Raw genomic sequence first — 16,761 nt, 5'->3', positions numbered from 1 at the left:
CGGCGTGATGCGGTGCCGCCGTCGCGCGCGTCGCCGCCGCTTCGCTGCGCGCTCGGCTTGTTCGGTGCGCTCGGCGTGCGATTCCGCAGACCTATCCTTTCGTCACGAGCATCCGGCGGATCGGCGCGCGGGAAGCGGGCGAGCGCGACGGGCGGTGCTTGGCGTCGATGCAGGGCGAAATGCGCAGCGGCCGCCGCGACAAGACGGCCGCGAATCGCGGCAACGGCGCCTTGCGCGCTACGCCGCCGCGATCGCGTGGCCCGGCAGGCTGAGGCTCGTCGACTTCGCGAGCACGCAGACGTCGCCCGCCGCGTTGCGCAGCGTGCCTTCGAGGCGCACGACGTCGCCTTTGAGCTTCGGGTTCGGCTCGATCGCGACGATCCGCCATTCCATCGTCGCCGTATCGCCCGCCGCGACCGCCTTGCGGAACTGAAATTCGAATTCGAGCCCGAGCGCCGGCCGCCGCTCGCTGAGGAACGTCGCGACCATCCCCATCATCAGCGCCGAATAGTGCGTGCCGCTGACGATCAGTCCGCCGAATCGCGTCGATCCGGCGAGCGCCTCGTCGTGATGCAGCGGATTCATGTCGCCGGCGAGCGCGGCAAATCGGCGAACGGATTCAATGTCGAACGTGACCATTTTCGAGATAGTTTCGCCGACGTTGTAACTCGTATTCATGAGGATGCGCAGAATAATTGGATAAGAAAGTGGCGGCCGCGTATTAAACGGCAATTGCCGAATATCGAGATAAGGCGGCAATGGTCGCGATCGTCGCCGTCTCGAAAAACCGGGGGGGCGGCGCGCGAAGCGTTCCCGCTCACGCCGGCATTGACGGCGATGCGCGCCGCCGCATCGATTGGAGATGCTATCGTTCACCGACCGGACGGTCAATCTGACGGCGCGTCCGGCCGAACCGGGCGGCTTCGTGCATGTGTGAGGCGTCGAGCCGAGAGCCGAGAGCCGAGAGCCGAGCGCCGGCGCGTGTCGCGCGCGCGCGTCAAACGCCCGTCGAGCGGGCGCCGCAGGCCGATTTCCGGCAGGCCGCGCAGGTTCGGCGAACATGCGATGACTTGCGTCGAAGAAAACGTTTGCGCTCCCTTCATCTTCCGGCGTCGCGAGCTCGATTGATAAACCGCACTGTGGCGAGCAGATAACACACTGCTCGGATGCAATTGCGCGCCGCGCGTATCCGGCGCATTGTGACCACGAAATCAGCCGGGCCGCTCCGACACACGCTTTTACCTGATCGAACGATGACTCGATCGTAAAAAGGAGTGAAATGCGCATCGATTATCGAGCGAGATCAGCGAGCGGACTTAATTTCATTTAACATCAGCACTTTATATTCGTTTTAAGAAAGAATGAGGGCCCGTTTCATTGCCGTTCACGAGGAACGGCGGGCTCGCGCTCACGCGATCGCATGCTGAACCAGCCGGGCAGGCGAGCGACGAACGGGGCTGGAACAGGCAACAAGGCAACGATTGCGTAGCGCTACGACATGATGAACAAAACGAGTAGGGATAATGCTTCGGATTCGCTTGAATCGGGGATCTCGGTGCTGCTGGTCGACGACCAGGCGTTCGTCGGCGAAGTGATTCGCCGCTCGCTCGTCCCGGAGCGCGACATCGTGCTGCACACGTGCACCGACGCGCAGCGCGCGCTCGCGATGGCGAGGGAAGTGAAGCCGACCGTGATCCTGCAGGACCTCGTGATGCCCGACATCGACGGCCTTGATCTCGTGCGCGCATGGCGCGCCGACGCGCAGACGGCGCGCGTGCCGATCATCGTGCTCTCGGCGAAGGAAGAGCCTGTCGTCAAGCGCGCGGCGTTCGTCGCCGGCGCGAACGACTATCTCGTCAAGTTGCCCGACACGATCGAGCTGATCGCGCGCATCCGCTACCACTCGAATTCCTACCTGATGCTGCGGCAGCGCGACGAGGTGCTCGATTTCCTGTCGCACGACATGCGCACGCCGCAGACGTCGATCCTCGCGCTGCTCGACGTCTATCGCAACGAGCACGGCGCGATGCCGCCGATTCTCGAGCGGATCGAGACGCACGCGCGCCGCGCGCTCGCGCTCGCCGACGGCTTCATTCATCTGACGCGCGCGCAATCGGAGAAGCGGCCGAGCGAGACGGTGAGCCTGAACGAGGTCGTGCTCGATGCCGTCGACCAGATGTGGGAGAAAGCGGGCAGCGTCGGCAGCCGCGTGAGCGCCGACGTGCCGCCGACGGAGTGCCTGTGCATCGGCGACCGGATGATGCTCACGCGCGCGGTCGCCAATCTCGTCGACAACGCGCTGAAGTATGGGCCGGCGGGCTCGGAGGTGCGCTGCACGCTCGTCGAGGACGGCGACGGCTGGCTGATCGGCGTCGAGGACGAAGGCGCCGGCATCGCGCCCGAGCAGCGCGCGGCCGCGACCGAATCGTTCGTGCGGCTCGTGCCGGCGGGCGGCGCGCAGCGCGGCGGCTTCGGGCTCGGGCTCGCGTTCGTGCGCGCGACGGCCGCGAAGCATCGCGGTCTGATCCTGATGCGCTACACGCCGCGCGGCTTCCTCGCGGGACTTCGGATTCCGAAGGATGCGAGCGCCGCGTGACGCGCGCGCTGGCCGCACGCCGCCGTCCGTGCGACACGATCCGCTTCGCGCGCACCGACCTGTCCTCGTTCACGATGGTTCAAGTTACACTCGCGATGCCCGGGTTTCGCGTCGCGCCGGGATCGATGCGATCCGCCCCGTGCGTAGCGCGACGCTTTCCTCATCTGATTTTCCGCCAGCCGGATAAAACGACATGCCCACAGTGACGCCTCGCGCCAGCCACGAGATTCTTCGCAAACCCGCCGCCGGCAGCCGGCTCACGCTGGGCAACCGGATACTGTTCAGCTTCGGCGCGCTGTTCGTGCTGATGCTGTTCATGGCGGCGCTGTCCTATCAGCGCCTGCGCGCGATCAACGACGAAGCGATCAGCATCGAGCGCGATTCCCTTCCGGGCGTCTATCTCGCCGCTTCGTTGCGCGCGGCGACGAACGAATCGTACATCGCGCTGCAGCGCGCGGTGTTCGTCGACGCCGACGCCGACGCCGTCCGGCGCGATCTCGCGAAGGTGCCCAGCCTGCTCGAGGAAACCGACAAGCTGATGTCCGCGTATCAGGCGTCGATCTTCCGCAACGACGATCAGGAGCGCTTCAACGCGTTTCGCGCGTCCTACGAGCGCTACGTGCCGCTCCTGAACGACACCGTGCAGAAGGCGCACGGCGCGAAGCCCGATTCGCTCGCCGCGTACGCGAAGATGACGCCCGCGTGGGAAGAGGTGATTCGCACCGCCAACGTTCTCGTGCAGGAGAACCGGCGCTTCGCCGAGCAGTCGGCGACGCTGATCCGCGAATCGGTGCACGGCACCGAGATCACGCTCGCGGTCGCGCTTGGCGTCGTGCTCGTCGCCGCGCTCGTGCTCGGCTATTTTCTCTATCGCGCGGTGACGGTGCCGATGGCGCGGCTCGTCGACGTGCACGACGTGATGCGCACGGGCGATCTGACGCAGCGCCTGAACCTCGGCCGCAGCGACGAATTCGGCACGCTCGAGAGCGGCTTCAACCGCATGGCCGACGAGCTGACCGCGCTCGTCGCGCAGGCGCAGCAGTCGTCGCTGCAGGTGACGACGTCGGTCGCCGAGATCGCGGCGACGTCGCGCGAGCAGCAGGCGACGGCGAACGAAACGGCGGCGACGACGACCGAGATCGGCGCGACCTCGCGCGAGATCTTCGCGACGTCGCGCGATCTGCTGCGCACGATGAACGAGGTGTCGGCGGTCGCCGAGCAGTCGGCGACGCTCGCGGGCGTCGGCCAGAGCGGCCTCACGCGGATGGGCGAGACGATGCGCAGCGTGATGGATGCGGCGGGCTCGGTGAACGCGAAGCTCGCGATCCTCAACGAGAAGGCGATCAACATCAACCAGGTCGTCGCGACGATCACGAAGGTCGCCGACCAGACCAACCTGCTGTCGCTGAACGCCGCGATCGAAGCGGAGAAGGCGGGCGAGTACGGCCGCGGCTTCGCGGTCGTCGCGACCGAGATCCGCCGCCTCGCGGATCAGACGGCGGTCGCGACGTACGACATCGAGCAGACGGTGAAGGAGATCCAGTCGGCAGTGTCGGCGGGCGTGATGGGGATGGACAAGTTTTCCGAGGAAGTGCGGCGCGGAATGCGCGACGTGCAGCAGGTGGGCGGCCAGCTGTCGCAGATCATCGCCGAAGTGCAGACGCTCGCGCCGCGCTTCCAGATGGTCAACGAAGGGATGCAGACGCAGGCGAGCGGCGCCGAGCAGATCACGCAGGCGCTGTCGCAACTGTCGGAGGCCGCGCAGCAGACGGCGGAATCGCTGCGGCAGTCGTCGCAGGCGATCGACGATCTGACGCTCGTCGCGAACCAGTTGCGCACGGGCGTGTCGCGCTTCAAGGTCGACGCGTGATGTGCGTGACGCGCCAAGCGGAGCCGACATGCTGTTCCTGCTGTTTCACCTAGACGGCGAGCGCTACGCGCTCGATGCGGCGGAGATCGCCGAAGTGCTGCCGCTCGCCGCGACCAAGACGATTCCCGGCGCGCCCGCGTGGGCGGCCGGCATCCTCATGCATCGCGGCGAGCCGGTGCCGGTGATCGACGTGCCGCGGCTCGCGCTCGGCCGCGCCGCGCAGCCGTTGCGCTCGACGCGGCTCGTGCTCGTGCGCTACCGGCTGCCTGCCGCCGAGCCGGCGGTCGCGCCGCCGCGCGTGCGTCTGCTCGGGCTCATCGTCGAGCGCGCGACGCAGACCGCGCGAATCGCGCGCGACGCGTTCCGCGACAGCGGAATCGCGACGCCGCACGCGCGCTGGCTCGGGCCGATCGCGAGCGACGCGGACGGCGTCGTCCAGTGGGTCGCGGTCCAGCACATCGTTAGCGGCGATGCGCGCGCATTGCTGTTCGACTACGCGGCGGCGCTCGATCCGGCCGGCGCGAGCGCGCCGCTCGCGGGCGCACCGACGGGAGGCGGCCGATGAACGCGTTCGATCCGCGCTTTCAGGCGTGGCTGTCGCGCGAGACGGGGATCGATCCGGCCTCGCTCGGCAACGACTTCGTCGCGCGCGCGCTCGCCGAGCGGATCGCCGCGACGCAGCCGGGCGCGGGCGGCGATGCGGCCGAGCCGGCCGCACGTTCGCCGCAGCCGATCGCGAGCGAAGCGCTCGATGCGTACTGGCAGCGCCTGAACGCGTCGGACGACGAGCGGCGCGCGCTGATCGAGCTGTTCGTCGTGCCGGAGACGTGGTTTTTCCGCGAGCGCGAGGCGTTCGGCGCGCTCGCGCGGCTCGGCGCGCAGCGGCTGTCGGCTCAGCCCGCGCGCGCGCTGCGGGTCCTGAGCGCGCCGTGCTCGACGGGCGAGGAGCCGTATTCGGCGGCGATGGCGCTGCTCGACGCGGGCATCGATCCGGCGCGCTTCGAGATCGACGCGCTCGACATCAGCGCGCGCGCGATCGCGCACGCGGAGCGCGCGCGCTACGGGCGCAACTCGTTTCGCGGCCACGCGCTCGGCTTTCGCGGCCGGCACTTCAAGGCGGCGGCCGACGCCTGGGTGCTCGACGAGCGAGTGCGCGCGTGCGTGCGGTTCCGGCAGGCGAATCTGCTCGATCTGCTCGGCTGCCCCGGCGAACCGTACGACTTCGTGTTTTGCCGCAACGTGCTGATCTATTTCGATCGCGACGCGCAGGATCGCGTCGTGCGGATCGTCGAGGAGCAGCTCGACGAGCGCGGAATCCTGTTCGTCGGGCCGGCCGAGACAGGGGTCGTGATGCGGCAGGGGTTGACGTCCGCGCAGATTCCGTTGGCATTCGCGTTTCGCAAGCCGGCCGTGGACGCGTCGGCGTGGCCCGGCGCGAACGGCACCGGCGCGCATGCGGCGGGCGCCGCGTGGCGAGGCGGATCGGCGGCGGCGGGCATCGCGGGCGCCGATCGCACGTTGACGCTCGGCGGCACGTTGCGCGCGATCGCGCATGAATGGTTCTTCGATGCCGGATGGCCGACGCCCGAGCCGATCGCGCGCGCGATCGACGGCGCACCGGCCGAGCCGTCCGCCGGATCGTCGGTGCCCGCGCCGGCCGCGATGCGCTCCGCATCCGAGCCGCTCGCGCGTGGCGGTGATTCCGAATCCGATTCCGACTTCAGCTCCGATTCCGACTTCGACTTCGACTCCGGCTTCAACTCCGGTTTCAACTCCGGCTCCGATCCCGGCTGGCGGGCCGTCGGCGCATTCGCGCGCGCGCCGGACGTCGCGCGGCCCGGTGGCGTCCCGCTCGCGCGAGCGGTTCGCGACGCCGCACGCGCCGCGATCTCGCCGCAAGCGAACGCGTTCGATGCGGGCTGGGCGGCGGCCGGCGCGTTCTCGCGCGCGCCCGGCGGCGCGCACGCGCACGCCGATGCGTTCGAGCGTGCGGGCGGCGGCGCGCATGTCGCGGCCGAGCCGCTTGCGCGTCGCGCGAACGTCGCGCGTCCGGCGCTCGAATCGCTGCCCACGGCGGCGGCCGACGCCGGCTGGCCCGCTGCCGGGCCGATCGCGCGCGATGCCGGCGCCGTGCCGCGCACGTCCGCGTCGCTCGCGCGGGCGTTCGACACCGCGTGGCTCGCGTCTGGGCCGATCGCCGGCGCGGCCGGCGTCGCGCAGCCGGCACCCGCGCCGCGCGCGCCCGGCTCGCCGGCGCTCGGCGGCGCCGCCGCGATGGGCGCCGCGATCGACGCCGCGCAGCGCGCGACCGGTGATCCGCGCATCGGCGCGCCGCCCGAGGCGCTGCTCGACGTGGCCCGCCGCCTCGCCGACGCGGGCGCGCTCGACGCCGCGCAGCAGGCGGTGCATGCGTCGATCGAACAGTCCGGCCCGTGCGCCGACGCCTTCTACCTGCTCGGCCTGATCGCCGATGCGCGAGGCCGCGGCGACGAAGCGGCGGACTGCTATCGGAAGGCGCTGTACCTCGAGCCGTCGCATTACGAAGCGTTGACTCATTTGGCGACGCTGCTCGACATAGCGGGCGATCGCGACGGCGCACAGTGGCTGATGCAACGGGCCCGGCGCGCGGCCCAATACGAATCGGCCGCGTCCGTGACCGACACGGACGGCGGCGAACCGAGAGGAACCCATGGACCGCGACGCCGTTGAGCGACCACGGATCGCATTCGACATCGACGCTTGCTGGAATCGCATCGGCACGCGCGGCGACCGTTCGTGCGAGCGGCTCGATACGTACCGCCGCTGCCTGAATTGCCCCGTGTTCGAGCGTCACGCGGCGCTGCTGCTCGACCGCCCGCTGACCGACGCGGATCTCGCCGACGCGGCGCGCCTCGCCGCCGAGCGCGCGCCGCGCGCGAACGCGGCCCCGGCCCCGTCGGCGGCGCGCGACGGCGCGGCCGAGACCGTTCATTCGGCGTTCGCGTTTCGCGTCGCCGACGAATGGCTCGCGCTGCCGATCCGCGTGCTGCGCGAGATTACCGACACGCGATCGATTCATCCGCTGCCGCATCGCCGCAACCGTGCGGTGCTCGGCATCGTCAACGTGCGCGGCACGCTGCGCGTCGCGGTGTCGCTCGCGGAGCTGCTGAGCCTCGATGCGCGCGCCGATAGCGCCGCGTCGCGCGCGAGCTTCACGCGCATGCTCGTCGTCGCGCATCGCGGCGATCCGGTCGTGTTCCCGGTCGACGAAGTCGAAGGCGTGCTGCGCTTCACGCCGGCCGAGTGGATGCCGGTGCCGGCGACCGTCGCGCGCACGGGCGACGCGCATTCGCGCGGCGTGTTCGCGTGGCGCGGCAAGACGATCGGCCTGCTCGACGAGGACCGCCTGTTCGATTCGCTCACGCGGAGCCTGCGATGAGTCACGACGACGATTTCGGCCGCGCGTCGCTGCTCGAGCTGTTCCGCGAGGAGACGCACACGCAGACGCAGGCGCTCTCCGAGCGGCTGCTCGCGCTCGAGCGCGGCGCGCAGGACGCGGCGACGCTCGAGGCGTGCATGCGCGCCGCGCATTCGCTCAAGGGCGCGGCGCGGATCGTCGGGGTGCCGCAGGGCGTCGACATCGCGGGGCGAATGGAGGATTGCTTCGTCGCCGCGCAGCACGGGCGGCGGCCGCTGACGCCGTGTCATGTCGACGCGCTGCTGACGGGCGTCGACCTGCTCGTGCGCGTGGGCGATCCGCAGGCGGCGGCGTTGGTCGCGCAGCACGAGATCGACGCGTTCGCGGCGGCGCTCGCGGCGGCGGATGCGGGGACGGGCGACGCGCAGACGGGCGACGCAGGCGAGGCGGATGGCGCGGGCGCGCGCGGCGGCGGGGCGGCGGGCGGAGATGCCGCCGCCGGATCGAGCGGGAAGACCGACGCGATGCGCGCAAGCGGCGGCGGACGCGGTGCGGGCGGTGTGGTCGGCGCGGTCGGCGCGGGCGATGCGAGCGGCATGGGCGGCGCGAGTGGCGCGGGTGATGCGAGTGATGCGGCCGGTGTCGGTGGCGTTCGCGTTGCATCGGACGCCGGCGAAGCACGCGGCGCATCCGGCTCGATGCGCCGCGTGCGCGCGGACACGCTGAACCGCCTGCTGAGCCTGTCCGGCGAATCGCTCGTCGAATCGCGCTGGCTGAAGCCGTTCGCCGAATCGATGCTGCGCGTGAAGCGCGCGCAGCGCGATGCGGCCCGCTCGCTCGACGCGCTCGTCGAATCGCTCGCCGACGACGCCGACCCGCGAGTGCTCGGCGCGCTCAACGAGGCGCGGCAGATGTTCACCGACGTGCAGCGCACGTTCGCGACGCGGCTCGACGAGCTCGACCGCTTCGAGCGCCGCAGCTCGCACATCGCCGAGCAGCTCTACGACGAAGCGCTGCAATGCCGGATGCGCCCGTTCGGCGACGCGACGCGCGCGTATCCGCGCGTCGTGCGCGATCTCGCGCGCTCGCTCGGCAAACGTGTGCGCTTTTCGATCGCCGGCGAAGCGACGCAGGTCGACCGCGACATCCTCGACATGCTCGACGCGCCGCTCGGCCACCTGCTGCGCAACGCGATCGACCACGGCGTCGAGCCGCCCGATGCGCGGCTCGCGCGCGGCAAGCCGGCTGAAGCGGCCATCACGCTCGAGGCGCGGCACAGCGCCGGGTCGCTGCTCGTCAGCGTGAGCGACGACGGCCCCGGCGCCGATCTCGCCGCGGTGCGCGCGGCGATCGTCCGCCACAACCTGACCGACGAGGACACGGCCGCGCGCCTGTCCGATCAGGAACTGCTCGAATTCCTGCTGCTGCCGGGCTTCTCGATGCGCGAGCAGGTGACGGACGTGTCCGGCCGCGGCGTCGGCCTCGACGCGGTGCAGGAGATGGTGAAATCGGTGCGCGGCGCGGTGCGGATCTTCAACGAGCCGGGCCTCGGCATGCGCTTCGTGCTGCAGCTGCCGCTCACGCTGTCGGTGATCCGCAGCCTGATCGTCGAGGTCGGCGGCGAGCCGTACGCGTTCCCGCTCGTGCAGGTGCGCCGCACGCTCGAGCTCGACCGCGCGGACATCGACGTGCTCGAAGGCCAGCAGCATTTCCCGCTCGACGACCGCCGCGTCGGCCTCGTCACCGCGCATCAGCTGCTCGACGCAGGCGAGCTCGACGAGGGCCGGCCGACGACGGCCGTCGTCGTCGTGGGCGGCGAGCCGGAAACCTACGGCGTCGCGGTCGATCGCTTTCTCGGCGAGCGGATGCTCGTCGTGCAGCCTTTAGACGGACGCCTCAACAAAATTCAGAACATTGCGGCGGGCGCTTTGCTGGAAAATGGCGATCCGGTGCTGATCGTCGACGTCGAGGATCTGATCCGCTCGATCGACAAGCTGATTCGCGGCGGCGAGCTCGCGAAGGTGCGGCGCGGCGATCAGGACGCGCTCGCGCGGCGCAGCAAGCGCGTGCTCGTCGTCGACGATTCGCTGACCGTGCGCGAGCTGGAGCGAAAATTGCTCGAGAAGCGCGGCTACGACGTGACGATCGCGATCGACGGGATGGATGGCTGGAACGCGATTCGCAGCGACAGCTTCGACCTGGTCGTCACCGACATCGACATGCCGCGGATGGACGGCATCGAGCTCGTCACGCTGATCAAGGGCGATCCGCTGCTGAAATCGGTGCCCGTGATGATCGTCTCGTACAAGGATCGCGACGAGGACCGCCGGCGCGGGCTCGAAGCGGGCGCCGACTATTACCTGGCGAAGGGCGGCTTCCACGACGAGGCGTTGCTCGACGCCGTGCACGACCTGATTGGGGACGCGTAAAGCCATGAACATCGGCATCGTCAACGACTTGCCGCTCGCCGTCGAGGCGTTGCGCCGCACGATCGCGCTGCGGCCCGAGCATCGCGTGCTGTGGGTCGCGACGGACGGCGCGCAGGCCGTCGATTTCTGCGTCGCGCAGCCGCCCGACCTCGTCTTGATGGATCTCGTGATGCCGAGAATCGACGGCGTGTCGGCGACGCGCAGCATCATGGCGCGCTCGCCGTGCGCGATCCTGATCGTCACCGCGAACGTCGGCGCGAATGCGTCGTACGTGTACGAGGCGATGGGCGAAGGCGCGCTCGACGCGGTCGACACGCCCACGCTCGAGCAGGGCGGCAGCGCCGATCCGTCGCAGCCGCTGCTCGCGAAGATCGACCAGATCGGCCGGCTGCTCGCGACGCGCACGCCGTCCGCCGCGCCGTCCGCCGCCGCGCCCGCGCCGCAGGGCGCGCTGCCGCCGCTCGTCGCGATCGGCGCGTCGGCGGGCGGGCCGACCGCGTTGACCGCGCTGCTGCGGCGGCTGCCGGAGGATTTCCCGGCGGCGATCGTGATCGTCCAGCACGTCGATCAGGCGTTCGCGATCGGGATGGCGCAATGGCTCGACGGCTACTCGCCGCTGCCGGTGCGCATCGCGCGGCAGGGCAGCGTGCCGCAGATGGGCGAGGTGCTGCTCGCGGCGACGAACGATCACCTGCATCTGACGCCGCGCGGGCTGCTCGGCTACACGCGGCGGCCGGAGGAGACGCCTTATCGGCCGTCGGTCGACGTGTTCTTTCACAGCATCGTCGAGCACTGGAAGGGCGGGGCGATCGGCGTGCTGCTGACGGGCATGGGACGCGACGGCGCGCTTGGCCTGAAGGCGATGCGCACGAAGGGGCATTACACGATCGCGCAGGACGAGGCGACGAGCGCCGTGTACGGCATGCCGAAGGCGGCCGCCGCGATCGGCGCGGCGACCGCCGTGCTGCCGCTCGACCGGATCGCCGATCAACTGATCTCGCTCGTTCCGCGCAGCAAGCATCGCTGGCGCTGAGCGCGCGTTCGAAGCGTTCGAAGCGTTCGAAGCGTTCGAAGCGTTCGAAGCGTTCGAAGCGTTCGATGTCTTCCCCGAGTTCCCCTTCGCACCGCGGATTCGGCTTCCAATTCGACATCGACATCGACTTCTGCCTCGATTGCGTCCTAGCGAAAGCGCGCGCGCTATTCGCCGATAATGTCGAGCGGCAGATGTGCGATTTTCCAGACGTGCAGGAGCGGCGGTCCGCGTTCGGCAGATTGCGTTCGGCGGCCGCACGGGGCGGTTCTGCGTTCGTCGATCCCGCCCGCGCGGCCGGTCGTGGCACGAGCCGGCCGCGCGCGCACGGCCGACGAGCACCGCACGATTTCCCCGACGGGCCCGCTGCATCCTGAAACCTCATCCCACGACTCAGGAGAGCATCATGCAAGCGCTTGGCGTGAAGGCGTTGGTTTTCGACGTGTTCGGCACCGTGGTCGATTGGCGCGCGGGCATCATTCGCGACGCGGGCCCCTTTCTGGCGAAGTATGGCCGCGCGGGGGCCGATCCCGCGGCGTTCGCCGATGCGTGGCGCGCGAGCTATTCGCCCGCGATGGAGGAAGTGCGAAGCGGCCGGCGGCCGTTCACGCGGCTCGACGTGCTGCACCGGGAGAATCTCGAGGCGATCCTGCCCGCGTTCGGCGTCGATCGCGCGAGCGTGCCCGACACCGATCTCGACGAATTGAATCTCGCGTGGCACCGGCTCGATCCGTGGCCCGATTCGGTCGCGGGGCTCGCCCGGCTGAAGGCGCATTACATCATCGCGCCGCTGTCGAACGGCAACGTGATCCTGATGATCGACATGGCCAAGCGCGCCGGTCTGCCGTGGGACGCGATCCTCGGCGCCGAACTCGCACAGGCGTACAAGCCGACGCCCGAAGCGTATCTGCGCACGGCCGACATCCTCGCGCTGCGGCCCGAGCAGGTGTGCCTCGTCGCCGCGCACAACGGCGATCTCGCGGCCGCGCGGCGCTGCGGCTACCGCAGCGCGTTCGTCGCGCGCCCGCGCGAGCACGGCCCCGCGCAGACGACGGATCTGCGCGCGGAGCAGGATTGGGACGTCGTCGCGGCGGATTTCGTCGAGCTCGCGCAGCGGCTCGGCGCGTGACGAGCGACGCGGCGCGCGGCCGGTCGACGGGCCGCGCGCCGTGCCTCGACCGGCCGCGCATGCGCTGAGGGCCGAGGGCGCGCGGCAACCGCCGCGCCGCGTTCGCCGCGACGGTTGCCGCGCGCGAGCCGCATCGCGTACAATCCGCGGCGACCGGAGATGGCATGCCTCCGTACAACCGCCGGCGAGCCGGCTGATGATGCCTACGCGTTCCTGGGTGCAGGAGGTCGTAGGCCATCCGTCAACAAGCGGCATCCTGCCGCCCGGGTTTGATGTCCTGTCGAATCTGGAAATCCATGAAACGTCTGCACACCCTCGAGCCCGTCGCGGCGCTCGCGCATCTGTGCCGCTGGCTCGCGTTGTCGGCCGTCGTCGGCGCGCTCGCCGGCTCGGCGTCCGCGTTCTTTCTCCGGGCGCTCGATCTCGCGACGGGCGCGCGCGTCGCGCATCCGTGGCTGCTGTGGCTCCTGCCCGCCGCGGGCTTCGCGACCGGCTGGGTCTATCATCGCGCCGGCCGGTCCGTCGAGCGCGGCAACAACCTGCTGATCGACGAGATCCACGATCCGCAGCGCATCGTGCCGAAGCGGATGGCGCCGCTCGTGCTCGCCGCGACCGTTCTCACGCATCTGTTCGGCGGTTCGGCGGGGCGCGAAGGCACCGCGGTGCAGATGGGCGGCGCGCTCGCCGATCGCGTCACGCAGCTTTTCGCACTCGGCCGCGACGACCGCCGGATCATGCTGATGGGCGGGATCGCCGCCGGCTTCGCATCGGTGTTCGGCACGCCGCTCGCGGGCGCGGTGTTCGGCCTCGAAGTGCTCGCGATCGGACGGCTGCGTTACGACGCGCTGCTCGCGTGCGTCGCGGCGTCGGTCGTCGCCGATGCCGTGTGCCGGATGTGGGGCATCCATCACACTGTCTATGCGGTGCCGTTCGTGCCCGCGTTGAGCGCGGCGGGCGCCGCGTCGGCGGTGGCGGCCGGCATCGCGTTCGGCATCGTCGGCCGGTTGTTCGCCGCGGCGACGCATGCACTCGGCGCGCGCGCGAAGCGGTGGATCGCCTATGCGCCGTTGCGTCCCGTCGCGGGCGGCGCGCTCGTCGCGCTCGCGGCGACGCTCCTTCACACGCCGCAGTATCTCGGCCTCGGCATTCCGACGATCGAAGCCGCGTTTCGCGGGCCGCTGCCCGTCTACGATTTCGCGGGCAAGTTCGCGTTCACGGTCGTCACGCTCGCGTCGGGTTTCAAGGGCGGCGAAGTGACGCCGCTCTTCTACATCGGCGCGACGATCGGCAACGCGCTGTCGCATCTGCTCGCGCTGCCCTTGCCCGTGCTCGCGGGGCTCGGCTTCGTCGCGGTGTTCGCCGGCGCGGCGAACACGCCGATTGCGTCGACGATCATGGCGATCGAACTGTTCGGCGCGCCGATCGGCGTGTATGCGGCGCTGGCCTGCGTCGTCGCGTATCTGTTCTCCGGGCAGGCGGGCATCTATCGCGCGCAGCGCGTCGGTCAAGCGAAGCTGCCGGGGCCGCGCGGCGAAGCGAGCGTCGCGCAGCCGGCTGCGAAGGAGGCGGCGGCGAGGTGAGCGCGCGCCGCGGCGCGTGGGGACGGGGCGGCGCGTGCGTGATCTCTAAAGGCGCGTTGCAGCGCGCCGGCCGCGCGCCGATTGTGAATCGACCGCCGCAGGCGGCTCAGATCATCTGTCGGCGCTTGTGCGCGAGCGCCGGATCGTTCGACGCCGCGCGCGGCGGCAGGCGCCATGCGACGTATGCAAGCGCCGCGAGCGCCGGAAACACGAGCACGCTCGCCTCGGGGCCGACCGTGCCGCCGCTCAGCCAGACGGGGCCGATCGCGTGGCTCCTGAACAGCGTGTCGTGCGCGGTGAGCCCGCTGTCGGCCGCGCCGAACAGGAACGACTCGCTCCAGTCCCACATCGCATGCTCGCCGAGCGCCCACCACAGCGAGCCGGTGCGCCAGATCGCGACGCACGCGACGAGCCCGTACATCACGATGGGCACGATGCCCGCGATGTTCTCGTTGCGATTCGATACGTGCGACATGCCGAACGCGAGCGACGTGAGCGCCGCCGCGACGACGGGATGCGCGCGCTGCGCGAGCTTGAAGAACGGGTAGCCGCGAAACGCCACTTCCTCGGCGAGTGCGATGAGCGCGAACGCGGCCGCCCACGCGAGCGCCGATTCGAGCGCGGCCGCCCGGCTCGCGCCCGAGTATTCGATCGTCGCGCCGCACGTCAGCACGAGCAGGCCCATGATCGCCGACACGGCGACGAGACTGCAGAGCGCGCCCCAGACGAAGTGCGACGCGCTGTGCGGCGCGCGCAGCCCGTAGTCGAGCCATGAGCGACGGTCGATGCGGCTCATCACGCGCGTCGCGATCAGCGATGCCGCGCACAGCGCGAGCTCGAACGGAATCTGGCCGGCCGCGCTCGACTCGATGTGCGGACGAAACGGATGGTGCGCGATGCGAGCCGCGTAGCCGAGCGCGAGCACGATCGCCACGACGATCGCCGCATACAGCAGCACGGCCCAGCCGGCTCGCAGGCCGTGGGCGCCGTACCAGATGCGTTTGAGTCGAGGCGATGACGGGGGCGGCCAGCCGGTTTTGTTCACATCTCCCATTTGCGCGTCACTGGTTTTTCGATGGAAATGCTTACGAATTGCCTTCGCGTACGTCGCTCGGCCAGGTCTCGGAATGCGGTGCGTACCGGGCCGAATGGTACATCCGGCGCGAGGAAATGTGGTGTCGCGGATTGTGGAGAATGGTCGCGATGTGTCGCGCGATGCGCGGCGGGGCCTCGCGCGGGTTCAGCGAGCGGTTTCAGCGCGTGCGTCCGGGGCGGGCGGCGATGCGTCGGGTGCGCCGCAACGCCGTTCGCATCGCCTCGCGCTGGGCGCCGCACGGGATCGACGCGCCGATTCGGGTTCGCGATCCGTGCGGTTCGGCGCGCGCGCGACGCGATGGCTCCGCGCGCTCAGTGCGCGCCGGCGGCGCGGCTGCGCTCGGGCAGCCGTTGCGCGAGCGCGCCGACATCTGCGGCGAACCAGAACGTATCGCCGCGATTTGTTTCGTGCACGAGTTCGCGCAACGCGCGGCCGCGCGCGAGCGCCGCGTCGATGTCGCCGACGGCGGCGAGCCTCGCGCGATAGTGGATCGGCTTCCGCGCGAGGTGTCCGGCGACGCGCGTGACGAGGCCAAGGAAGTCGATGTACGCCTGCTCGCGAAGACGAGGAAGGCGAAAGGGACGCAAGGATGCGTCGGCTCGTGCAGTCCGGCGCATGCCGCGAATCGTCGAACGATCACGCGGCCGGACGTTCGAGACGGGCTTCGCGACGCCGCATAAAAAAACGACGGGAGCCGGGCGGCCGTAATCGTCGAACGATCACGCGGCCGGACGTTCGAGGCGGGCTTCGCGATGCCGCATAAAAAAACGACGGGAGCCGGGCGGCCGTAACGGCCGGCCCCGAGCTTTCCGTCGCTTTGCTCATGCGCCGCGTACGCGGCCGCCGCCGCTGTCGGGCGGCGCGATTCAATACCGTGAAATCTGATTGCCGTCGATGCGCACGCGATCGCCTGGGCGCAGATCGCCCGGCGTCTGCAGGTCGAACGAGCGCATCGAGCCGTCGCTCAATTGCACGTCGACGCGATAGGCGCTCGGCTGCGCGCCCATCTGCTGGCCGATCTGGTTGCCCGCGACCGCGCCGCCGAGCGCGCCGATGACCGTCGCGGCGTCGCGGCCATGGCCGCGGCCGATCTGGTTGCCGAGCACGCCGCCGACGAGCGCGCCGACGACCGTGCCCGCGACGCCCGACGGGCCGATCGCGCCGCCGATCGGGCGGATGCCGGCGATCGTGCCGTACTGGGTCGAGTAGCCGGGCTGATAGCCCTGCTGATAGCCGGATTGATAGCCGGGCTGCGCATAGCCTTGCTGCGGATAACCGGGCTGCGAGTAATCAGGCTGTGCAGGCTGTGAGTAATCGGGCTGCGCGTACGACGGTTGCGAGTACGACGGCTGCGCATACGACGGCTGCGAATAGACGGGCGCGCCGTACTGCGGCTGCGAACCATACGGTCCGTACGCACCCGGCGCGACGCATGCGCTCAGCGACAGCGCGGCCGTCGCGGCGAGCGACGCGAGCAGAGCAGTCTTCGTGAAAGCCGGGCGCTGCGTTGCCGTCTTTCGGATGGGCTTCGTGTTCATGGTAGCGGGTGGTTGCTATTGCACGGCGGCAGTATAGGGAATGCCGTCATCGTTGGATGAGCGCCGCGCGTAACAGTGTGTAAAGTCTGTAGCCGC

Annotated in this window: 13 protein-coding genes and 1 riboswitch; of the genes, 9 read left to right on the top strand and 4 right to left on the bottom strand. The window is 70.2% G+C overall.

Features of this window, described 5'->3' with window-relative positions:
- Positions 1-237: 237 nt before the first annotated feature.
- Positions 238-678 carry a MaoC family dehydratase gene (locus tag WS91_RS37710; RefSeq protein WP_231752118.1) on the bottom strand — a complete coding sequence of 147 codons (441 nt, stop codon included), beginning with the start codon at positions 676-678 and terminating at the stop codon, positions 238-240.
- An 820-nt stretch (positions 679-1,498) separates the two neighbouring features.
- On the opposite strand from WS91_RS37710, the gene WS91_RS30795 reads away from it, so the two are divergent.
- The 9 genes from WS91_RS30795 (at position 1,499) to WS91_RS30755 (ending at position 14,031) form a co-directional block, all read left to right on the top strand.
- Positions 1,499-2,596 carry a hybrid sensor histidine kinase/response regulator gene (locus WS91_RS30795; protein WP_059581092.1) on the top strand — a complete coding sequence of 366 codons (1,098 nt, stop codon included), beginning with the start codon at positions 1,499-1,501 and terminating at the stop codon, positions 2,594-2,596.
- 193 nt (positions 2,597-2,789) lie between these two features.
- Entirely contained in the window at positions 2,790-4,466 is a 1,677-nt protein-coding gene (locus tag WS91_RS30790; RefSeq protein WP_059671636.1) for a methyl-accepting chemotaxis protein, read from the top strand.
- Positions 4,467-4,494: 28 nt separating this feature from the next.
- Positions 4,495-5,031: a chemotaxis protein CheW gene (locus WS91_RS30785; protein ID WP_038751037.1), complete on the top strand. Its 537-nt coding sequence runs from the start codon at positions 4,495-4,497 to the stop codon at positions 5,029-5,031.
- A complete protein-coding gene (locus tag WS91_RS30780) occupies positions 5,028-7,175 on the top strand; it encodes a CheR family methyltransferase (RefSeq protein WP_059671635.1) in 2,148 nt (715 codons plus the stop codon). The genes WS91_RS30785 and WS91_RS30780 overlap by 4 nt, the downstream gene beginning before the upstream one ends.
- Positions 7,156-7,884 carry a chemotaxis protein CheW gene (locus WS91_RS30775; protein ID WP_059581104.1) on the top strand — a complete coding sequence of 243 codons (729 nt, stop codon included), beginning with the start codon at positions 7,156-7,158 and terminating at the stop codon, positions 7,882-7,884. The genes WS91_RS30780 and WS91_RS30775 overlap by 20 nt, the downstream gene beginning before the upstream one ends.
- Positions 7,881-10,292: a hybrid sensor histidine kinase/response regulator gene (locus tag WS91_RS30770; protein WP_059671634.1), complete on the top strand. Its 2,412-nt coding sequence runs from the start codon at positions 7,881-7,883 to the stop codon at positions 10,290-10,292. Before WS91_RS30775 ends, WS91_RS30770 begins: the two co-directional genes overlap by 4 nt.
- A 4-nt stretch (positions 10,293-10,296) precedes the next feature.
- Positions 10,297-11,325, top strand: a complete 1,029-nt coding sequence (locus WS91_RS30765; RefSeq protein WP_038751045.1) for a chemotaxis response regulator protein-glutamate methylesterase — start codon at positions 10,297-10,299, stop codon at positions 11,323-11,325.
- A gap of 403 nt (positions 11,326-11,728) precedes the next feature.
- Positions 11,729-12,451 (top strand): haloacid dehalogenase type II, encoded by a 723-nt coding sequence (locus tag WS91_RS30760; RefSeq protein ID WP_038751047.1) that lies wholly within the window; start codon positions 11,729-11,731, stop codon positions 12,449-12,451.
- 146 nt (positions 12,452-12,597) lie between these two features.
- A riboswitch (Fluoride riboswitch) is annotated at positions 12,598-12,664 on the top strand.
- An 83-nt stretch (positions 12,665-12,747) separates the two neighbouring features.
- Positions 12,748-14,031, top strand: coding sequence for a chloride channel protein (locus WS91_RS30755; RefSeq protein WP_059581112.1), 1,284 nt, complete (start codon positions 12,748-12,750; stop codon positions 14,029-14,031).
- Positions 14,032-14,137: 106 nt separating this feature from the next.
- Here WS91_RS30755 and WS91_RS30750 read toward each other — a convergent pair whose 3' ends face one another.
- The 3 genes from WS91_RS30750 to WS91_RS30740 form a co-directional block, all read right to left on the bottom strand.
- Positions 14,138-15,085 carry a CPBP family intramembrane glutamic endopeptidase gene (locus WS91_RS30750; RefSeq protein WP_059671633.1) on the bottom strand — a complete coding sequence of 316 codons (948 nt, stop codon included), beginning with the start codon at positions 15,083-15,085 and terminating at the stop codon, positions 14,138-14,140.
- Between the two features lie 353 nt (positions 15,086-15,438).
- Positions 15,439-15,714, bottom strand: a complete 276-nt coding sequence (locus WS91_RS35180) for a DUF4180 domain-containing protein (RefSeq protein WP_060356297.1) — start codon at positions 15,712-15,714, stop codon at positions 15,439-15,441.
- A 279-nt stretch (positions 15,715-15,993) separates the two neighbouring features.
- Positions 15,994-16,665 carry a glycine zipper 2TM domain-containing protein gene (locus tag WS91_RS30740; protein WP_059671631.1) on the bottom strand — a complete coding sequence of 224 codons (672 nt, stop codon included), beginning with the start codon at positions 16,663-16,665 and terminating at the stop codon, positions 15,994-15,996.
- Between the last annotated feature and the right edge of the window lie 96 nt (positions 16,666-16,761).

Origin of the sequence: Burkholderia sp. MSMB1498 (assembly GCF_001526245.1) — a bacterium.
In the GTDB taxonomy this organism is placed as follows: Bacteria; Pseudomonadota; Gammaproteobacteria; order Burkholderiales; family Burkholderiaceae; genus Burkholderia; species Burkholderia savannae.
The sequence above is the reverse complement of the archived record's forward strand: the minus strand, read 5'-3'. Positions and strand labels throughout refer to the sequence as shown.